Source organism: Pseudomonas sp. Soil_N_39 (assembly GCF_057655955.1).
Map to the genome: position 1 here is coordinate 129,795 of NZ_JBDGLI010000006.1, position 19,777 is coordinate 149,571.

The 19,777-nt window shown below is 61.4% G+C and carries 20 protein-coding genes; 8 read left to right on the top strand and 12 right to left on the bottom strand.

The window, feature by feature from the left end; all coding sequences use genetic code 11:
* The 4 genes from AC3A5O_RS11365 to AC3A5O_RS11380 form a co-directional block, all read right to left on the bottom strand.
* On the bottom strand, positions 1-843 hold the full coding sequence (locus tag AC3A5O_RS11365) for a cache domain-containing protein (protein WP_487753189.1): 843 nt from the start codon (positions 841-843) through the stop codon (positions 1-3).
* Between the two features lie 245 nt (positions 844-1,088).
* Entirely contained in the window at positions 1,089-1,961 is an 873-nt protein-coding gene (locus tag AC3A5O_RS11370; RefSeq protein WP_487753190.1) for an ATPase, read from the bottom strand.
* A 106-nt stretch (positions 1,962-2,067) separates the two neighbouring features.
* Complete coding sequence (locus AC3A5O_RS11375) at positions 2,068-3,060, bottom strand: NAD-dependent epimerase/dehydratase family protein (RefSeq protein WP_305470057.1); 993 nt, start codon at positions 3,058-3,060, stop codon at positions 2,068-2,070.
* 42 nt (positions 3,061-3,102) lie between these two features.
* A complete protein-coding gene (locus AC3A5O_RS11380; RefSeq protein ID WP_305470055.1) occupies positions 3,103-4,011 on the bottom strand; it encodes a LysR family transcriptional regulator ArgP in 909 nt (302 codons plus the stop codon).
* Positions 4,012-4,108: 97 nt separating this feature from the next.
* Between AC3A5O_RS11380 and AC3A5O_RS11385 the strand changes: the two genes are divergently transcribed.
* The 4 genes from AC3A5O_RS11385 (at position 4,109) to AC3A5O_RS11400 (ending at position 9,442) form a co-directional block, all read left to right on the top strand.
* Entirely contained in the window at positions 4,109-4,711 is a 603-nt protein-coding gene (locus tag AC3A5O_RS11385) for a LysE/ArgO family amino acid transporter (RefSeq protein WP_122566811.1), read from the top strand.
* Positions 4,712-4,886: 175 nt separating this feature from the next.
* Positions 4,887-5,483 carry a superoxide dismutase gene (locus AC3A5O_RS11390; RefSeq protein ID WP_122566812.1) on the top strand — a complete coding sequence of 199 codons (597 nt, stop codon included), beginning with the start codon at positions 4,887-4,889 and terminating at the stop codon, positions 5,481-5,483.
* Between the two features lie 293 nt (positions 5,484-5,776).
* A complete protein-coding gene (locus AC3A5O_RS11395) occupies positions 5,777-7,828 on the top strand; it encodes a putative bifunctional diguanylate cyclase/phosphodiesterase (protein WP_122566813.1) in 2,052 nt (683 codons plus the stop codon).
* 270 nt (positions 7,829-8,098) lie between these two features.
* Positions 8,099-9,442: an imelysin family protein gene (locus tag AC3A5O_RS11400; RefSeq protein ID WP_460079876.1), complete on the top strand. Its 1,344-nt coding sequence runs from the start codon at positions 8,099-8,101 to the stop codon at positions 9,440-9,442.
* A 300-nt stretch (positions 9,443-9,742) separates the two neighbouring features.
* Here AC3A5O_RS11400 and AC3A5O_RS11405 read toward each other — a convergent pair whose 3' ends face one another.
* The 4 genes from AC3A5O_RS11405 to AC3A5O_RS11420 form a co-directional block, all read right to left on the bottom strand.
* Positions 9,743-10,978: an RNA polymerase sigma factor gene (locus AC3A5O_RS11405; RefSeq protein WP_122566815.1), complete on the bottom strand. Its 1,236-nt coding sequence runs from the start codon at positions 10,976-10,978 to the stop codon at positions 9,743-9,745.
* A complete protein-coding gene (locus tag AC3A5O_RS11410) occupies positions 10,978-11,454 on the bottom strand; it encodes an SRPBCC family protein (protein WP_487753191.1) in 477 nt (158 codons plus the stop codon). Before AC3A5O_RS11410 ends, AC3A5O_RS11405 begins: the two co-directional genes overlap by 1 nt.
* Positions 11,455-11,481: 27 nt before the next feature.
* Positions 11,482-11,826, bottom strand: a complete 345-nt coding sequence (locus AC3A5O_RS11415) for a YciI family protein (RefSeq protein WP_487753192.1) — start codon at positions 11,824-11,826, stop codon at positions 11,482-11,484.
* A gap of 67 nt (positions 11,827-11,893) precedes the next feature.
* Complete coding sequence (locus AC3A5O_RS11420; protein ID WP_487753193.1) at positions 11,894-12,328, bottom strand: YybH family protein; 435 nt, start codon at positions 12,326-12,328, stop codon at positions 11,894-11,896.
* Between the two features lie 141 nt (positions 12,329-12,469).
* Here AC3A5O_RS11420 and AC3A5O_RS11425 point away from each other — a divergent pair, with 141 nt between their 5' ends.
* Both AC3A5O_RS11425 and AC3A5O_RS11430 read left to right on the top strand, forming a co-directional pair.
* The gene (locus AC3A5O_RS11425; RefSeq protein WP_122566818.1) at positions 12,470-12,955 is read left to right on the top strand and encodes a GNAT family N-acetyltransferase; all 486 of its coding nucleotides are present in this window, start codon (positions 12,470-12,472) and stop codon (positions 12,953-12,955) included.
* Positions 12,956-12,990: 35 nt separating this feature from the next.
* On the top strand, positions 12,991-13,596 hold the full coding sequence (locus AC3A5O_RS11430) for a pyridoxamine 5'-phosphate oxidase family protein (RefSeq protein ID WP_487753216.1): 606 nt from the start codon (positions 12,991-12,993) through the stop codon (positions 13,594-13,596).
* An 11-nt stretch (positions 13,597-13,607) separates the two neighbouring features.
* Here the strand turns inward: AC3A5O_RS11430 and AC3A5O_RS11435 are convergent, their stop codons facing one another.
* On the bottom strand, positions 13,608-14,096 hold the full coding sequence (locus tag AC3A5O_RS11435; RefSeq protein ID WP_487753194.1) for a GyrI-like domain-containing protein: 489 nt from the start codon (positions 14,094-14,096) through the stop codon (positions 13,608-13,610).
* Positions 14,097-14,175: 79 nt separating this feature from the next.
* On the bottom strand, positions 14,176-14,838 hold the full coding sequence (locus AC3A5O_RS11440) for a LysE family translocator (RefSeq protein WP_487753195.1): 663 nt from the start codon (positions 14,836-14,838) through the stop codon (positions 14,176-14,178).
* Positions 14,839-15,046: 208 nt separating this feature from the next.
* Between AC3A5O_RS11440 and alaC the strand changes: the two genes are divergently transcribed.
* Positions 15,047-16,264 carry an alanine transaminase gene (gene alaC, locus AC3A5O_RS11445; protein WP_060738844.1) on the top strand — a complete coding sequence of 406 codons (1,218 nt, stop codon included), beginning with the start codon at positions 15,047-15,049 and terminating at the stop codon, positions 16,262-16,264.
* Positions 16,265-16,432: 168 nt separating this feature from the next.
* Here alaC and AC3A5O_RS11450 read toward each other — a convergent pair whose 3' ends face one another.
* Together AC3A5O_RS11450 and AC3A5O_RS11455 are read right to left on the bottom strand one after the other, a co-directional pair.
* Entirely contained in the window at positions 16,433-17,785 is a 1,353-nt protein-coding gene (locus AC3A5O_RS11450) for a GntP family permease (RefSeq protein ID WP_122566821.1), read from the bottom strand.
* Between the two features lie 91 nt (positions 17,786-17,876).
* The gene (locus AC3A5O_RS11455; protein WP_305482897.1) at positions 17,877-18,410 is read right to left on the bottom strand and encodes a gluconokinase; all 534 of its coding nucleotides are present in this window, start codon (positions 18,408-18,410) and stop codon (positions 17,877-17,879) included.
* Positions 18,411-18,626: 216 nt separating this feature from the next.
* Between AC3A5O_RS11455 and gntR the strand changes: the two genes are divergently transcribed.
* The gene (gene gntR, locus AC3A5O_RS11460) at positions 18,627-19,658 is read left to right on the top strand and encodes an HTH-type transcriptional regulator GntR (RefSeq protein WP_305470046.1); all 1,032 of its coding nucleotides are present in this window, start codon (positions 18,627-18,629) and stop codon (positions 19,656-19,658) included.
* Positions 19,659-19,777: the final 119 nt, after the last annotated feature.

The following is a 19,777-nucleotide window of genomic DNA, read 5'->3' on the forward strand; positions in this document are numbered from 1 at the left end:
TCAAGGACTGTAATACCCCACCGCCACCAGAAAATGCCCAACCTTCTTCAAATACGCATGCTTGTCCTCAACCTTCCCGGTCACCGGATTCTTCCAGCGATACTCATACTCCCCCACATCCTGCTTGCCGATCATGGCCAGGATCGGCTCCCCAACCGGTTTGCCATCCGGATCCTTGACCCTGGAAAAGTCAGTATTGATCAAACGCAAATTGGTGCCATGACCGACATAGCGCCGGGTATCGAGGTCGACGACAAAGACATACAAATCATCCTGCAGATAACCGCCCTTGAGTGAGTTAACCGCCGTCAGCGTGGCTTTCTCGTTTTTCAGCAGGTCACTCGAGGCCTTGTCCAACAGCGCCCTGGCCTGTTCGGCGGAAGCACGTGGCAGGTAGTAGCCGACGGCCAGGATTCGCTCACCAACACGCTGGAAATACACATGTTTGCGCTCGACCTTGCCGTCCGCCCAGTTCTGCCAACGGTACTCAGCTTGCTGGATGCCACTGGCCTCGGGGGTTTTCAAGGCGTCCTTGAAGGCTTTGCGCAAATCCGGCCCCAGCACCTCGGACACGTCCCGCCCGATCAACGCCGAGGACGGCCCGCCGCTGGCGAGCATCACACCCTGGGTATCCACCACGAACACGTAGCGATCCTTGTCGACAAATTCCCCTTGGCGACTGAAGGCGGCAAAGGCTTTCTCGCCGTTGTCGTGATAATAGGCCAAGGCCTTCTCCAGCAGCGCCCGGGCTGCCTGGCCATCGTCAGGTGTCGCTGCATGAACGGGGGCTAGCCCCAACATAAGCATTGCGCCCAGCCAGGCCATCCTGTGAAAAAAAACCATGCGTGCGCCCCTCGTTCTTGTTGGTGTTTCAAGAGCGTAGACGGCGTGGGGTGATGTTGGAGTATTCAGGGGATTGCTGGAGAGTGTGGTGAGTCAGTGAGTATTGGTATTGATTGACAGGACGCCATCGCGAGCAAGCTCGCTCCCACACTGGACCGCGTTTCCTGTGGGAGCGAGCTTGCTCGCGATGGCGGCGGCACATTCAAGCGCGACGCCCCATCGCGGGCAAGCTCATGCCTACCGGCCTATTGCCCAGCGCTAAGTTGCTGCTGCAAGTTCTGGATCTGCGCCTGCAGGGTGTTGATATTACGGGTGACCTGGCCGCGGAAGGCGTCGAACTCGGCAGTGTTGCCGCCCTTGTCCTGCTGGCTCTTGAGCACGATCACGTCCTGCTCCAGGCGGTCGATGGCAGAGTTGGAGGTGGCCCTTTTAAGGGCGGTGATGTCGGCACCGATGCTCTTGAGCTGGGCATCCAGGGCACCACCCTCGCCCTGGCCTTTCAGGGCGGTCACTTCAGCCGCCAGCGCTTTGACCTGGGTTTGGAGCTCCTTGTTGGAAGCCTGTAGCTGAGTGTTGGTGTTCTGCTGCTCAGAGGCCTGGGCAATGAGCTGGGCCAATTCCTTGTCCAGGTCAGCGGACGGACCGAACGTGGCTTGCTGCTGTTTGTACTGCTCCACCAGCTTGTTGTCGAATTGCCGCCCCTGCTCCTGCAGCTTGCTCTCCAACTGTTTGATCTGCAGCTTCAAGGCTTCACTGTCGCTCATGACGTTGGACTGCCCGGCGACCACCTTGCCGGAAATGTCCTGCAAGCGCCCCGCCGCATCCTCACTGATCCGGGCAAAGCTTTCCTGAGTCGCTACCAGTTGCTGCTCCATCAGGGAAATCTGCTGGAAGCTCCACCAGGCCAGGAAACCGAATGCACACAGCAGCGCGCCGACCAGTGCCCACAGCGGCCCGGTGCTGGGCCCCTTGACCTTCGCCACGCCAGCGGGCGCCGGGCGCGCTTGCACGTGGGGCTGGCGGTTGGGCATGAAATCATCGTCATCGGGAATGTCGGCCCGCATCCGCAGGCTCGGTACATCATCGAAGTCGTCGTTGGCATCGTTACGCATGGGCATGGTTCGACCTTTGGGAAACCGGTAATGGCTTGATGCGGCGAGTATAACCCTCTCGCCCGCCGCACCGATTGACCCCGAACCGGGCACTCGGTTCATGATGGGCCGATCAGCGGGCGTCTTGGACCTTCCACCAAGCGCAAAATTCATCAAGCGCCGTCCACAGGCTGACCTGCGGATCGTAATCGAGATAATGCCGGGCCCGGCTGATGTCCAGGGTGAAATTTTTGTTCATGACCTGCATGCCCAGGCGCGACAGCGTCGGTTCGGGGCGACCCGGCCACAGCTTGCAGACACCTTCATTCAGCGCCGCGACGCTGTAAGCCAAGCCGTAGGAACGATAACGTCGGACCTGTGGGACTTCCATCTGGCGCATCACATAATTGACCACATCCCACAGCGGAACCGGTGCGCCGTTGCTGATGTTGTAGGCCTTGCCCAAGGCTGAATCGGTGGCCAGCAGACTGCTGAGCAACGCTTCGTTGAGGTTCTGCACACTGGTGAAATCCACCTTGTTCAACCCGTTGCCAACGATGGCCAGTCTTCCCTTGCGCTGCATTTTCAACAGGCGCGGGAAAATGCTCATGTCACCGGCACCGGTCACGAAGCGCGGACGCAGGGCTAGCACTTCGAGGCCGAACTCCTGGGCGCCGAAGACTTTCTGCTCGGCCAGGTACTTGGTGGCAGCATAAGGGTGCTTGAAGCGCTTGGGCACCTGTTCTTCGGTCAACCCGAGGTGGTCACGGCCGTCGAAGTAAATGGACGGCGAGGACAGATGAACCAGGCGACGTACCTTCTGCTTGAGACAGGCCTCGACGACATTTTCCGTGACCTGGACATTGCCCTGGTGGAAATCCTGGTAGCGGCCCCACAGCCCCACGGAGCCGGCACAATGCACCACGGCCTCGACATCCAGGCACAGGTCGCGGGCCAGCAGCGGGTCGCTCAGATCGCCTTGGACGAACTGCGCACCGCGTCGCACCAAATGCTCCACACTCTCGGCCCGGCGACCGTTGACCCGTACATCCAGGCCCTGCTCCAGGGCGAAACGCGCAAAGCGCCCGCCAATGAAGCCGCTCGCGCCGGTGACCAAAATCTTCATGCATGCTCCTAAAAATCAGATTCGAGCTACAAGCCACAAGCTTCAAGCCAGACGCTTTTCACTTACCGCTTGCAGCGTGCTGCTTGCCGCTGCGATCAATCGCTCGGTCAATAAGCCGAGCAACTGCCCACCATTGCGCCAATGATGCCAGTACAGCGGCACATCGATCGGTTTATCTGCCAACAATTCCACCAGCACGCCTCGTTCCAGCTGTTCGCGCACCTGCAGCTCCGGCACCAACCCCCAGCCCAATCCCGCTTCGGCAAGACGGATGAAACCTTCGGACGAGGGGCACAAATGATGCTCGAAACCACCCTCCACGCCCACGGATGCGAGGTAGCGGTGCTGCAGGAAATCATCCGGACCAAACACCAATGCCGGCGTGCGGGCCAGTTGATCGGCCCGCACGCCGTCGGGAAAGTGCCGGGCGATGAAGGCCGGACTGGCCAACGCCCGGTAGCGCATCGCCCCCAGCAACACGCTGCGAGCACCCGCCACCGGGCGTTCGCTCGCGCAGACACAGGCCGCCACTTCTCCGGCGCGCATGCGCTTGAGGCCGACGGTCTGGTCTTCCACCACAAGGTCGAGTAACAGCTGATGCTCGGCGCAGAAATCACCGACGGCCAGCGCCCACCAGGTCGCCAGGCTGTCTGCGTTCAAGGCGATGCGCAGCCGCTCCGGCAACCCCTCCTCATCCAGCGCCGGTACCAGGCTTTGCAAGTCGCGTTCGAGCAGCCGCACCTGTTGCACGTGGTTGAGCAACCGTCGGCCGATTTCCGTCGGCGCCGGCGGTGTGGCACGCACCAGAACGGGCTGGCCGACACGCGCTTCCAGCAGCTTGATCCGCTGGGAAATAGCCGACTGCGACAAGCCCAGCACTTGGGCCGCGCGCTCGAAACCGGCCTGCTCGACCACGGCAGCCAGAGCAGAGAGCAATTTGTAATCGAACATCAGTTTTCCTAATGAGCAATCAGCAATATTGGTTTTTCTTATACATCCAGCCACAGGAGAATGGCCAGCAATTCATCAACTGACCGGGGATAAAACGATGTGGCAAAGCTATGTGAACGGGCTCTTGGTGGCCCTCGGGCTGATCATGGCCATCGGCGCCCAAAACGCATTTGTGCTGGCCCAGAGCCTGCGCCGCGAGCATCACTTGCCGGTCGCGGCGCTGTGCATCGCCTGTGACGCCCTGTTGGTCGCCGCCGGGGTTTTCGGTCTGGCGACCTTGCTGGCCCAGAGCCCATTGCTGCTGTCGATAGCCCGCTGGGGCGGCGCGGCGTTCCTGCTCTGGTATGGCAGCCTGGCCTTGCGTCGGGCCTGCTCGAAGCAGAGCCTGCAACAGGGTGAAAACCAAGCCGTGCGCTCGCTACGGGCGGTGTTGCTCAGCGCGCTGGCGGTGACGCTGCTCAATCCCCACGTCTACCTCGACACCGTGCTGCTGATCGGCTCACTCGGCGCCCAGCAGAGCGTGCCCGGCGCCTACGTGGTGGGCGCGGCCAGTGCCTCGCTGCTGTGGTTCCTCACCCTGGCCATCGGCGCGGCATGGTTGGCCCCGTGGTTGGCCCGTCCAAGCACCTGGCGGATCCTGGACCTGCTGGTGGCGGTGATGATGTTTACCGTGGCGGTGCAATTGATTGTCACCGGCTGATTATTCCAAACCGCTCTGGAACCTCTATTCCACACAGTTGTTGCGTGGTTATGCCGCACCCCCGGTGCTATGATCCGACTCCTGCGCCGCAAAGAGTACAAACTCCCCGGCGCTAGTCTGGCCGCCCGTGATCGGCCTTGCGCTCACCGCAACTGACCTGATTAGGAGAATCACCATGGCTTTCGAATTGCCGCCGCTGCCCTACCCACACGATGCACTGCAGCCGCACATCTCCAAAGAGACTCTGGAATACCACCACGACAAGCACCACAACACCTACGTCGTGAACCTGAACAACCTGGTGCCTGGCACCGAGTTTGAAGGCAAGACCCTGGAAGAAATCGTCAAGACTTCCTCGGGCGGTATCTTCAACAACGCCGCTCAGGTCTGGAACCACACCTTCTACTGGAACTGCCTGGCACCAAACGCCGGCGGTCAACCAACCGGCGCGCTGGCCGAAGCCATCAATGCAGCCTTCGGTTCGTTCGACAAGTTCAAGGAAGAATTCAGCAAGACGTCCATCGGCACCTTCGGTTCCGGCTGGGGCTGGCTGGTGAAAAAAGCTGACGGTTCCCTGGCCCTGGCCAGCACCATCGGTGCCGGTAATCCGCTGACCAACGGCGACACCCCGCTGCTGACCTGCGACGTGTGGGAACACGCCTACTACATTGACTACCGCAACGTTCGTCCGAAATACGTCGAAGCGTTCTGGAACCTGGTCAACTGGAAGTTCGTCGCCGAGCAGTTCGAAGGTAAAGCCTTCACTGCCTAAGCTCGATGCCAGACCAAAGAAACCCGGCGCCGTGCCGGGTTTTTTTTGCGCGGCAAATTGACCGCGGGCAAGCTACCTCGCGCCTGGAACTCAAGAAAAAATCCTGACAGGCCTCAAGTTACGGTGCCTTTCAACCGACACAATGGTCGTAGAGCAATCACTCTGGAAAAAACGTATATCGGTCAGGTTTCAAGCGAAAAACCTTGTGTTTGATTGTCCCTTTGACTGACATCACAGGATTGCCAATACTCATGGCAACTTGACGCTACCCGCACGGAACAAGGAACCACTCTTTGAAGCTGGAACTCAAGAACAGCTTGTCTGTGAAGTTGCTCCGGGTCGTGCTCCTCTCGGCATTGATCGTTGGCGTGGTCTTGAGCTGCGCCCAGATCGTGTTCGATGCCTACAAAACCAACCAGGCCGTCGCCAGTGACGCCCAGCGTATCCTCGACATGTTCCGCGATCCGTCGACCCAGGCCGTCTACAGCCTGGACCGGGAAATGGGCATGCAAGTAATCGAGGGCCTGTTCCAGGATGAAGCTGTGCGCATGGCGTCCATCGGCCATCCCCGCGAAACCATGCTCGCCGAAAAAACCCGGCCCTTGCAGCACTCCGAAAGCCGCTGGCTGACCGACCTGATCCTGGGCAAGGAACGCACCTTCACCACGCAACTGGTGGGACGAGGCCCCTACAGCGAATATTACGGCGACCTGAGCATTACCCTCGACACCGCCACCTACGGCGAAGGTTTCATCGTCAGCTCGGTGATCATCTTCATCTCCGGGATGCTGCGGGCCCTGGCCATGGGCCTGGTGCTGTACCTGGTCTATCACTGGCTGCTGACCAAGCCGTTGTCGCGGATCATCGAGCACCTGACCGAAATCAACCCCGATCGCCCCAGCGCGCACAAGATCCCGCAGTTGCGCGGCCACGAGCAAAACGAGCTGGGCCTGTGGATCAACACCGCCAACCAACTGCTCGAATCCATCGAGCGCAACACGCACCTGCGCCACGAAGCGGAAAACAGCCTGCTGCGAATGGCGCAGTACGACTTTCTCACCGGCCTGCCCAACCGCCAGCAACTTCAACAGCAACTGGACAAGATCCTGGTGGACGCCGGACGCCTGCAACGTCGGGTGGCGGTGCTGTGTGTAGGGCTGGATGATTTCAAGGGCATCAACGAACAGTTCAGCTATCAGACCGGCGACCAGTTGCTGCTGGCCCTGGCCGATCGACTGCGGGCCCACAGTGGCCGGCTCGGAGCACTGGCGCGGCTGGGGGGCGACCAGTTTGCCCTGGTCCAGGCCGACATCGAACAGCCATACGAGGCCGCCGAACTGGCCCAGAGCATCCTCGATGACCTGGAAGCGCCGTTCGCCATCGACGATCAGCAAATCCGCCTGCGGGCTACCATCGGCATCACCCTCTTCCCTGAAGACGGCGACAGCACCGAGAAACTCTTGCAGAAAGCCGAGCAGACCATGACCCTGGCCAAGAGCCGCTCGCGCAATCGCTATCAGTTCTACATCGCCAGCGTCGACAGCGAGATGCGCCGTCGTCGCGAACTGGAGAAAGACCTGCGCGAGGCCCTGGTCCGCGAGCAATTCAGCCTGGTTTACCAGCCACAGATCAGCTACCGCGACCTGCGGGTGGTGGGCACCGAAGCCCTGATCCGCTGGCACCATCCCGAGCACGGCCTGGTCCCGCCGGACCTGTTCATTCCCCTGGCCGAGCAGAACGGCACCATCATCGCCATCGGTGAATGGGTGCTGGACCAGGCGTGCAGGCAATTGCGCGAATGGCACGACCAGGGTTTCCTCGACCTGCGCATGGCGGTCAACCTGTCGACGGTGCAACTGCACCACGCCGAGCTGCCGCGGGTGGTGAACAATCTCCTGCAGATGTACCGGCTGCCGCCGCGCAGCCTGGAGCTGGAAGTCACCGAGACCGGCCTGATGGAAGACATCACCACCGCGGCCCAGCACTTGCTGAGCCTGCGCCGCTCCGGGGCGCTGATTGCCATCGATGACTTCGGTACCGGCTATTCGTCCCTGAGCTACCTCAAGAGCCTGCCGCTGGACAAGATCAAGATCGACAAGAGCTTCGTCCAGGACCTGCTCGACGACGAAGACGACGCAACCATCGTCCGGGCCATCATCCAATTGGGCAAGAGCCTGGGGATGCAGGTCATTGCCGAGGGCGTCGAGACGGTCGAGCAGGAAGCCTACATCATCGCCGAGGGCTGCCACGAAGGTCAGGGGTACTACTACAGCAAACCGCTGCCGGCCCGGGAATTGGGCCTTTACCTGAAGCAGGCCGAGCGCGCCAAGGTGTCCATCATCTGATTCCTCCAAGCCCCCCTGTAGGAGCTGGCGAAGCCTGCAATCTTTTGATCTTGATCTTTCACTTGCGACTCCATTGGCTGAGACAAGATCGCAGCCTCGCTTCGCTCGACAGCTCCTACGGACGCCGCCGAAACGGGGTGATCTGCATCATTAAATAAGAAATATTTACAACCATAACCCTTTACACATAATGCAAATCTTTCGCATTATGTCGCAGTTTTTGCGCACCCTCGCGCCTGTCCCATCCATCACCGAAGCAGGATGTTCGCCATGATTCGTATGCCCCTGGCTACCGCCAGTCTGCTGGCCATCGCTATTTCCCTCGCCGGTTGCGGCGAAGGCAAAGACAAGGCCGCCGCGCCGCAAGCGCCAACGCCGGCCGCCAGCACCGCGGCACCGGTCGCCCCTGCTGCCGCCGGCAAAATCGACGAAGCCGCCGCCAAGGCCGTTGTCGCGCACTATGCCGACATCGTCTATGCCGTCTACAGCGATGCCGAATCCACTGCGAAGACCCTGCAAACCGCCGTCGACGCGTTCCTGGCCAAGCCGAACGCCGAGACCCTGAAGGCCGCCAAGGCTGCCTGGGTCGCCGCACGCGTGCCGTACCTGCAAAGCGAAGTGTTCCGCTTCGGCAACACCATCATCGACGACTGGGAAGGCCAAGTGAACGCCTGGCCCTTGGACGAAGGCCTGATCGATTACGTCGACAAATCCTACGAGCACGCCTTGGGTAACCCGGGCGCGACCGCCAACATCATCGCCAATACCGAAGTCCAGGTTGGCGAAGACAAAGTCGACGTCAAAGACATCACCCCGGAAAAACTCGCCAGCCTGAACGAGCTGGGCGGTTCCGAGGCCAACGTCGCCACCGGCTACCACGCCATCGAATTCCTGCTGTGGGGCCAAGACCTCAACGGCACTGGCCCGGGTGCCGGCAATCGCCCTGCTTCGGATTACCTGGAAGGCGCCGGTGCCACTGGCGGCCACAACGACCGTCGTCGTGCGTACCTCAAGTCCGTGACCCAACTGCTGGTCAATGACCTGCAGGAAATGGTCGGCAACTGGAAACCGAACGTGGCCGACAACTACCGCGCCACCCTGGAAGCCGAGCCGGCCGAAAGCGGCCTGCGCAAGATGCTGTTCGGCATGGGCAGCCTGTCCCTGGGTGAACTGGCGGGCGAGCGTATGAAGGTGTCCCTGGAAGCCAACTCGCCAGAAGACGAGCAGGATTGCTTCAGCGACAACACCCACAACTCGCACTTCTACGATGCCAAGGGCGTGCGTAACGTGTACCTGGGCGAATACACCCGCGTCGACGGCAGCAAGATGACCGGCGCCAGCCTGTCGTCCCTGGTGGCCAAGGCCGACCCGGCCGCGGACACCGCGCTCAAGGCCGACCTGGCCGACACCGAAGCCAAGATCCAGGTCATGGTCGATCACGCCAACAAGGGTGAGCACTACGACCAACTGATCGCCGCCGGCAACACCGCTGGCAACCAGATCGTGCGCGACGCCATCGCCGCACTGGTCAAGCAGACCGGTTCGATCGAACAGGCTGCGGGCAAACTGGGCATCAGCGACCTGAACCCGGACAGCGCTGATCACGAGTTCTGATCAACACCGGCTGGCTGAGGGTTAACGCAGCCAGCCAAGCCACAAAACCTGTGGGAGCGAGCTTGCTCGCGATGGGGGTCTATCCGTCGACATTGATGTTGGCTGGTCCACCGCTATCGCGAGCAAGCTCGCTCCCACAGTGGTTTCTGGCGTTTTCGAAAATGCGCGATCTGCTATCAATTCCCTTGTGGGAGCGGGCTTGCTCGCGAAGACGTCGGCACAGTCGACATTGGTGTAGTCTGACACTCAGCCTTCGCGAGCAAGCCCGCTCCCACAGGAGTTTCGTCGTTTGGTGGCTCATCACTGCAACCCCGCAAGCCGCCCTTCGATAAACCGCCGTTCCGGCAATTGCTGCGTCAACTCAAGCGCGCGTCGATACGCCGCCCTCGCCTCGTCCAATCGCCCCAATTGGCGACAGAATTCTGCCTGCGCCGAGTAGGCCAGGTGATAGTCGAGTAACTCCCCACGCCCCAGAATCGCCTCGACCAGACGCAAGCCTGCTTCCGGCCCATCGCGCTTGGCCAGGGCGGCGGCGCGGTTGAGTTCGATCACCGGCGATGGCACGGCACGCAGCAGCACATCATAAAGCCCGACGATCTGGGGCCAATCGGTCTCCTCGGCGGTCGGCGCTTCGGCATGCACCGCCGCAATCGCCGCTTGCAGGCAGTACGGCCCGAACCGCCGTGTTTTTAGCGCGGCTTCCACCAGCGCGCAGCCCTCGGCGATCAGCTCGGCATCCCACAAGGATCGCGCCTGTTCATCCAGCAGGATCAGCTCACCGGTCGACGACGTTCGCGCCGGTCGCCGGGATTCGTGCAGCAGCATCAACGCCAGCAACCCCATGACCTCGGCCTCGGGCAGCAACTCCATCAGCAGACGCCCGAGACGGATGGCTTCGCGGGTCAGGTCTTCGCGGGTCAGCTCGGCGCCCATCGAGGCCGAATACCCTTCGTTGAATACCAGGTAAATTACCCGCAGCACGCTGTCCAGCCGCTCCGGCAGTTCCGCGCGGGACGGCACCTGATAGGGGATCCTGGCATCGCGAATTTTCGCCTTGGCCCGCACGATGCGCTGGGCAATGGCCGCAGGGGCGGCGAGGAACGCCCGGGCGATTTGTTCGGTAGTCAGGTCGCAGACTTCCCGCAGCGTCAGGGGCACTTGGGCATCCGCCGCCAGGGCCGGGTGGCAACAGGTAAAAATCAGCCGCAGGCGATCGTCTTCCACGTCTTCGTCACTCCACTGGCCCTGCTCCAGCTCTTCGAGCTGGGCGATCAACATCGGTCGGGACGCAGCGAAACGCGCGCGGCGACGCAAACTGTCGATGGCCTTGAAGCGCCCGGCAGACACCAGCCAGGCCCGCGGGTTGTCCGGTACACCGTCGCGCTGCCAGCGCTCGACCGCAATGAAAAAGGCTTCGTGCAAGGCCTCTTCCGCGAGATCGAAGTCCCCCAGCAGGCGAATCAGCGTCGCCAGGATCCGCCGCGAGTCTTGCCGATAAACCTGCTCGACCCGCGCCTTGACCGTTTCGACCGACATCAGTCGGGCATGCCTTGGGTAATCAGCGTCTCAAGCCGGTCCAGGCTCTGGCCCCAACCGTCATGAAAGCCCATGGCTTCGTGTGCCTGGCGATCCTCCTCGCTCCAGTGCAGCGCCCGGGCGGTGTAACGGGTCTTGCCGTCCACCTCCTCCAGCAGCACTTCAGCGGTCATGAAGGCCTTGCCGGAGGGAATCCAGCCGGGCAGGAACGCATCGGTGAACACCAGGCGCTGCGGGGCGAGAATCTCCAGGAACACGCCCATGGTCGGGTATTCACTGCCATCGGGGGCGCGCATCAGGGTGCGAAACTGACCGCCGACCCACAGGTCCATTTCGCACTCCGGCGTGGTCATGCCATGGGGACCCCACCATTGGACGAGCAAGCCCGGCTCGGTCCAGGCGCGGAAGATCTTCTGGCGCGGGGCGTCAATGACCCGGCTGATGGATAACGCGTAAGGGGCAGCTGTAAGGTTCATGAATGAAATCCTGTTTGTGATTGTTGTTCAGGGGTTCAGTTGGCGTACCGGTCGTACTTCGACACAGCCGACCCGGGCCGCCGGGATATTGCCGGCGACCTGGATGGCTTCGTTGAGATCCTTGGCGTCGATCAGGTAGAAGCCCGCCAGTTGCTCCTTGGTCTCGGCGAATGGGCCGTCGGTGATCGACAGCTTGCCGCCGCGCATGCGCACCGTGGTGGCGGTCTGTACCGACTCCAACGCCTCGGCGGCCAGCATGCGTCCACTGCCCAGGATCGATTCGGCATAGGCCATGCACTCGGCGTCCTCCGGGCTGTCAGGCGAGTTGTGCAGCGTGTGTTCGTTGCTATACACCAGGCATAGGTACTTCATGGAAGGCTCCGTGATCGGACTGATCAACTATGGACGGCAGAATGACGCTCGGCGAAAAAACCGACGATCAGGGTTGCAGGTCGAACAGCGCCGTCCCGGCCATCGGGTCGAATGGCGCGGACCAATGTTCGTGGACGATCCGCCATTGTCCGGCTACGCGCTGGTAGCAGGCCGTCACACGCATCCAGCAGGCCTGTTCCTCACCTTTTTCGTTGGTACCGCCGCAATAGGCCAGCCAGTGGGCGAAGGCGATGTTGTCGGCCGGGGTGATCTTGACCTGATGGAAATCGAACTTGTGCGGGCCGGGGCACATTTCCATACAGGCTTGCCAATGGGCCCGGTAGGCGGCCTTGCCCTTGAATTGCAAGGCTTGGATGGCATCGAACGAGACAATGTCCTCGTCATAGAGCGCCATGACTTTTTCGACGTCCTTGGCCATGACGGCTTGGCGATAGGTGTCGATCAGGGTCTGGATTTCGGTTTCAGTGGCTTGGGTATTCATGGTGATTCTCCGCAGTTTTTTGTTGAAGACACCCTTTGTCGTTTGGAGAAACAGCGAATCGACAATCCAACAAAAATAATTCAAAGAAAAAAATTCGCTAGAATCCAGGTCCTATTCTGCCGGCAAACAACGGACGTTTTTGTGACCCCTCAGCTCGTCCCCTACGAAGACCTGACCGCGCTGCAACGCGAACAGGTCAGCGCCATCGAAATCCACCCCGAACAGATCAAGTTCGCCGGCGATATCCATGGCGCCCTGCACATGCTGCTGTCCAAGCCCGGCCCGGGGGTCAAAGGCTTTGCGTTATTGGCTGAAGAGGTGCCGGTAGCCTTCCTGCTGCTCAAGCGCCCGCCGGTACTGCCCGCCTGGGCCAACGAACACAGCGCCACCCTGCATGCCTTGCAAGTCGACCATCGGGCCCAAGGCAAAGGCTATGGCAAGGCCTGCCTGCAGGCGTTGCCCGCCGTGGCACGAGCCGCCTGGCCGGAAATCCGTGGCCTGGAACTCTCGGTCGACGCCGACAACGACTTGGCCATCGGCCTGTACACCCGGCTGGGCTGGGTCGACAGTGGCGAAGCCTACAAGGGCCGCATCGGTTATGAGCGGCGGATGGGGTTGGTGTTTTGATAGAACTTGCCCAATAGACTCAGGATGAATGGATGATGTTGACGTCGATTGAACAGTTGGAAGCCCTTTATGGCCTGCCCCACGAACGGGCAGTGCGTAAACAGATCCCCTTCCTGAACGAGGATTATCAGGCGATGATCCGGGCTTCGCCGCTGGTGGTCATCGGTTCGGCAGGGCCCGATGGCCTCGATAGCTCGCCCCGGGGCGATGTGCCGGGTTTCGTGCAGATCCTCGACGAGCGTACCCTGGCCTTGCCGGATCGTCCCGGCAACAACCGCATCGACACCCTGCGCAACGTTCTGCACGATCCGCGGGTATCGCTGCTGTTCCTCATTCCCGGGATTGGCGAGACCTTGCGGGTCAACGGTGCCGCCCGGATCAGCGCCGAACCCGCACTGCTGGAGCGCTTTGCGGTCAACGGCAAGCCGGCCCGCACGGTGTTGCTGGTGTCGGTCGAAGCGGCGTTTTTCCATTGTTCCAAAGCCATCGTGCGCTCAGACCTGTGGAATCCGGCTCGCCACCTTGAACGCTCGGCCCTGCCCAGCGCCGGGGCAATCCACAAGCGCTTGAATGATGGGCAGTTCGATGCCGAAACTTACGACCGTGAAGCGCCCGCACGGATACAGGCCAGCCTGTACTGAAGCCGTGGCGGTCAACTCGGCTTGAGCGGGATCCAGATCTCCAGGGTGCCTTGGCCGGTCCTGGGGTTGAAGTCTTCGCTGTAGCGTTCGAATTCCGGTGTGCAGGCCCCTTTGTGGCCGGACTGCGGTAGCCACTCGTTCCAGATGTATTGGAAGGTTTGCGGCAGTGTCTTCAGCGGGCCCCTGTGTTCGAACACGACGTAGGGCCCGGGCGGGATCTCGATCCAACGGTATTGTGGCGGCAAATCGTCGAGCCGGCTGATTTCCACGCCGGCGATGTATTCGAACCCACCTTTCTTGTCCGGATTGCAGCATACGCCGTAGGTCACTTCATCTTTCTGCCCTGGCACCTTGCCGAGCCAGGGCAGGAACTTTTCCCAGAGCAAAGGGATGTCTTGGGCAGTGTCCTGGGTAAACCGAGCACCAAAACCGGCGATGAGCTGAAAACGTCCCTGTTCAAAGCGTGGTACGGCTGTGTAATCGCGTTTGGGCTTTTCCATGCGGCAACACTCCAGCAAAACGTGAAGTAGGGCTTTGCAGTATAGAAGCCAAACCGTAATTGCCAGGCCGTTTCGCTTGTCAGATGCCCGGCAGGGCGCTGGTGACGGCTTTCCCTACAAACTCGTTGTAACCAGAAACAATCACGTACACCGCGAAATAGCAGAAGATCGCGGCGGATGCCCAATAGGAATACCGCAACAGTTTATCCCCCAACAGTTTGCCGCCCTGGGTCGCCGCCAGGCATAGGGCCGCGCACCACAGCAGCCCGGCGCAGAGAAAACCACTGAGGAACAGCGCCGAGCTGAGCAAGGTTCCGCCGCCCGAACGGGCGATCAGCGTGCCGCCCACCGCCGCGAACCAGAGGATGGCGCTGGGCGATGACATGGCCAGGAAAATCCCGCGAAAGAACTCCTGGCGCGATGAGTTGCCCTGCACTTCGTCGGCCTCGGCCAGTACCGCGCTGTGATAGATCGCCGAGTGGATCATTTTCGCCGCGAAGTACAGCAACAACACCGAGCCGCCGACCCACAGCACCCAGCGCACCGCTTCGTATTGCAGCAGTACGGTCATGCCGGCCAGGGCCAGGACCGCGTAGACCAGGTCGCCCACGCAGGTGCCCAGGCCCAGGGCGAAACCCTGGAAATAGCCGCGTTGCATCGCCAGGGTGATCATCGCGATATTGGCCACGCCAATGTCCAGGCACAGGGAGAGACTCAGCAGGAAACCGCTGGAAAATTCCATCATTCATTCCGTTCGATTGGGGTGCGGCGAATTCAACTGCCCGCAGCCGTCGTTGATGGCTGCGCGGCGAGGTCGACAGTGTCGTCGAAAATAGTTGCGCGCCGCTACTGGACAATCCGACATCCGCCCGATTATCTTGCGCCGCAGGCCACCGCAGTGGCCAACGTCGCTCGGACGGTTCCGGGCGCTCACGTATCTCGAGGCAACAATGGCCGAACAAGGTTCGCCGCGCCGCTTTGCGCGCATCGATCGACTCCCCCCGTATGTATTCAATATCACTGCCGAGCTGAAGATGGCTGCGCGTCGGCGCGGCGAAGACATCATCGACTTGAGCATGGGTAACCCCGACGGCGCCACGCCCCCGCACATCGTGGAAAAACTGGTCACCGTCGCCCAGCGTGAAGACACCCACGGCTATTCCACCTCCAAAGGCATCCCGCGCCTGCGCCGCGCTATTTCGCGCTGGTACAAGGACCGCTATGAGGTGGACATCGACCCGGAAACCGAAGCCATTGTCACCATTGGCTCCAAGGAAGGCCTGGCCCACCTGATGCTCGCGACCCTGGACCAGGGCGACACGGTGCTGGTGCCCAACCCCAGCTATCCGATCCACATCTACGGCGCGGTGATCGCCGGCGCCCAGGTGCGTTCGGTGCCGCTGGTGCCAGGGGTGGATTTCTTCGACGAACTGGAGCGGGCCATCCGCGGCTCGATTCCCAAGCCGAAGATGATGATCCTCGGCTTCCCCTCCAACCCCACTGCCCAGTGCGTGGAGCTGGACTTCTTCGAGCGGGTCATCGCCCTGGCCAAGCAGTACGACGTGCTGGTGATCCACGACCTGGCCTACGCCGACATCGTCTATGACGGCTGGAAAGCCCCGTCGATCATGCAAGTACCCGGCGCGAAAGACATCGCGGTGGAGTTCTTCACCCTGTCCAAGAGCTACAACATGGCCGGCTGGCGCATCGGTTTCATGGTGGGCAACCCGGAACTGGTCAACGCCCTGGCGCGGATCAAGAGCTACCACGACTACGGCACCTTCACCCCGCTGCAAGTGGCCGCCATCGCCGCCCTCGAAGGCGACCAGCAATGCGTGCGCGACATCGCCGAGCAGTACCGCCAGCGCCGCAATGTGCTGGTCAAGGGCCTGCATGAACTGGGCTGGATGGTAGAAAATCCCAAGGCCTCGATGTACGTCTGGGCGAAGATTCCCGAGGCCTACGCGCACCTGGGTTCGTTGGAATTCGCCAAGAAGCTGCTGGCCGAAGCCAAGGTCTGCGTCTCGCCAGGGGTGGGGTTCGGGGAATATGGGGACGATCACGTGCGCTTTGCGCTGATCGAGAACCAGGACCGGATTCGCCAGGCGGTGCGTGGGATCCGCGGGATGTTTCGGGCGGATGGGCTGGTAAGCAAACCTAACGCCTGAGACAAAACCATCGGTGGGAGTTGGATCCCACCTTGGATCTACTGATCACCAGAAACCAACGTGGGAGCGAGCTTGCTCGCGATAGCGGCATAACAGTCAGCGAAGGTATCGACTGTCAGTCCGCCATCGCGAGCAAGCTCGCTCCCACAGTGGGTTATGCGTTGTTGCTTAGACCACCAGCGACAGCAGCAGGATAAAGATCAACCCCACCACCGACAGGATGGTTTCCATTGCGGTCCAGGTCTTGAAGGTCTCGGCCACGGTCATGTTGAAGTACTGCTTGACCAGCCAGAAGCCCGCATCGTTGACGTGGGACAGGATCAACGAACCGGCACCGGTCGCCAGCACCAGCAGCTCACGGTTCACACCCGGCATCATCCCCACCACCGGCACCACGATCCCGGCACCGGTAATGGTCGCCACCGTCGCCGAACCCGTCGCAATCCGAATCACTGCCGCCACCAGCCAGGCCAGCAGAATCGGCGAGATCTGCGCACTCACCGCCATGTGACCGATCACATCACCCACGCCGCTGGTGACCAGCATCTGCTTGAAGCCACCACCGGCACCGATGATCAGGATGATCGCGGCGGTCGGCGCGAGGCTGGCGTCCAGCCATTTGAGCATCTGGCTGGAACCGATGCCCTGTTTGTAGCCGAAGGTGTACAGCGACAGCAGCAAAGCCAGGAGCAAGGCCGAGATCGGGTGGCCGATCATGTCCATCCAGACACGGAAGAGATTGCCGTCCGGCAGCGCTACGTCAGCAAAGGTCTTGAGCAGCATCAGGAACACCGGCGACAGCACGGTGATCAGGGTGATGCTGAAACTTGGCAGCTCGGCAGAGTTCGTCTCGCGGGCCAGTTGGTCCACCAGCTCCTGGTTAGGATGGCCGGGGATGTGCTTGGCAATGAACGTACCAAAGATCGGCCCGGCAATGATGGCGGTCGGCAGCGCGACGATCAGGCCGTAAAGAATGGTCTTGCCAATATCAGCGCCAAATATGCCGATCGCCAACAGCGGCCCCGGGTGCGGCGGCACCAGGCCGTGGACTGCGGAAAGGCCGGCCAGCAACGGAATACCGATCTTGATGATCGACACGCCGGTGCGACGCGCAACGATGAACACCAGCGGGATCAGCAGTACGAAGCCGATTTCGAAGAACAGCGGGATGCCCACCAGGAACGCGGCGAACATCATGGCCCACTGCACCTTGTCCTTGCCGAAAGCGCGGATCAGGGTCTGGGCGATCTGATCGGCCCCGCCCGACTCGGCCATCATCTTGCCGAGCATCGTGCCCAGCGCCAGGATGATGCCGACAAAGCCCAGCACGCCACCGAAGCCGTCCTGGAACGCCTTGATGATGGTGCCGGTCGGCATGCCCGACGTCAGGCCGAGGAATGCGGCGGCGATGGTCAGCGCAATGAACGGGTGGAATTTGAACTTGGTGATGAGGACGATGAGTCCGATCACCGTGACCACTGCATCAAGCAGTAGGAACGTCTCGTGGGACATGCCGAACATGGGAGGTGTCTCCTGATTTGTTGTTGTTATTGAAGCAGTTATTTATGAGCCATCGGGACAGCGCTATCTTTCTGACGCAAATTTTTGAAACTCAGCTGGCAAGCTTCAAACCGTGGGCCAACCACCAGACGTAAGCCTGCTGGGCCAGTTCGTCAACGCTGTGGCTGGACGCGTCCAGAGCCAGGGTCAGGGGCTCGCCGACAGGGGATTCAAGGGTGGCGAACTGGCTGTCGATCAGGGTCGATGGCATGAAATGGCCAGGACGGTGGGAAACACGGTCGGCGGCCACTTCGGGGGTCAATTCAAGGAATACGAAGCCCAGGCCTGGCAAGGCGCTGCGCAGACGCTCGCGATAACTGTGCTTGAGGGCCGAGCAGGTCAGCACCGGGCGCTCGCCCGTGGCGTCGACACGGCGCAACTCGTCGCACAGGCTGTCGAGCCAGCCGGCACGGTCGTCGTCGTTCAAGGGGATACCGGCGCTCATCTTCTGGATGTTGGCCGCGGGGTGGAACGTGTCGCCTTCGATGGCGGTGGCGCCGCTCAATTGGCACAGGGCCTGGCTGACGCAAGTTTTGCCGCAACCGGCAACGCCCATGATGACCAGGGCGGTGATGGGATTGTTCATGTAACACCTCAGCGCGCAGACAGCGCTACCTTTGCCAGTTATGACACCGCAGCAAAAGCAGAAGTTGCCGACGCCTTCTTGTCATTTTTGTGGTTGCAGCATGTTCGTTCACGACACCAACGGACGGGGGATCAGGCAACCCCCGCTCACGCATTTGCAGCGGCGTCGAGACAGCGCTACCTTAGTACCTTGATTTTTGTTTGGCAAGCCGCCCTGATGACCGCCCCTAAAAACGATAAGAATACTCGCACCACCGGTCGCCCTACGCTCAATGAAGTCGCACGCCTGGCCGGTGTCAGCCCCATCACCGCCTCCCGAGCCCTGCGCGGCGTCAGCACCGTCGCCGCGGAGCTGGTGGAAAAAGTCCGCCAGGCCGCCGTGGAGCTCAACTACGTCGTCAATCCCGCCGCCCGCGCCCTGGCTTCGGCCCAGAGCCATTCGGTGGTGGTGCTGGTGCCGTCGCTGTCCAACCTGTTGTTCATCGACACCCTGGAAGCCATTCATCGGGTGCTGCGGCCCAAGGGCTTCGAAGTAGTGATCGGCAACTACCACTACTCCCGGGACGAGGAAGAAGACCTGTTGCGCAACTACATGGCCTATCAGCCACGGGGCTTGCTGCTGACCGGTTTCGACCGCACCGAAAGCGCCCGACGCATGATCGAGGCCAGCAACATTCCGTGCGTGTACATGATGGAACTGGACCCCGGTGCCGGGCTCAACTGCGTCGGTTTCTCCCAGCTCAAGGCCGGCGAAACGGCGGCCGAACACTTGATTTCCAAGGGCCGCAAGCGCCTGGCCTACATCGGCGCGCAACTGGATCAGCGCACCCTGCTGCGCGGCGAAGGCTTTCGTCGCGCCCTGCAAAACGCCGGGTTGTACGATCCAGACCTGGAAGTGCTGACACCGCGTCCATCATCGGTGGGCCTGGGTGGCGAATTGTTCCTGCAATTGCTCGACAGCCACCCGGACGTCGATGCGATCTTCTTCGGCAACGACGACCTGGCCCACGGCGCCTTGTTCGAGGCATTGCGCTGCGGCATCAAGATCCCCGAGCAGGTCTCGGTCCTGGGCTTCAACGACCTGCCCGCCTCGGCCCACATGGTGCCGCGCCTGAGCAGCATCAGCACCCCACGGGAAGCCATCGGCCGCCGCGCCGCCGAACAGATGCTGACGCTGATGGCCGGCAACCGCATCGCCCAACCGGTGGTGGACCTGGGCTTTGAACTCAAGGTTCGCGAAAGCACCTGAGCACCACGCTCAAGCGGTCGATCCATGCCGTCCGACGGCAAGGGTTGGCCGCCCCACTCGCCACGCACTTGTCCACAGCCCTTGGAATATGGCCCTCGCAGCGACGGCATGGGAATTGC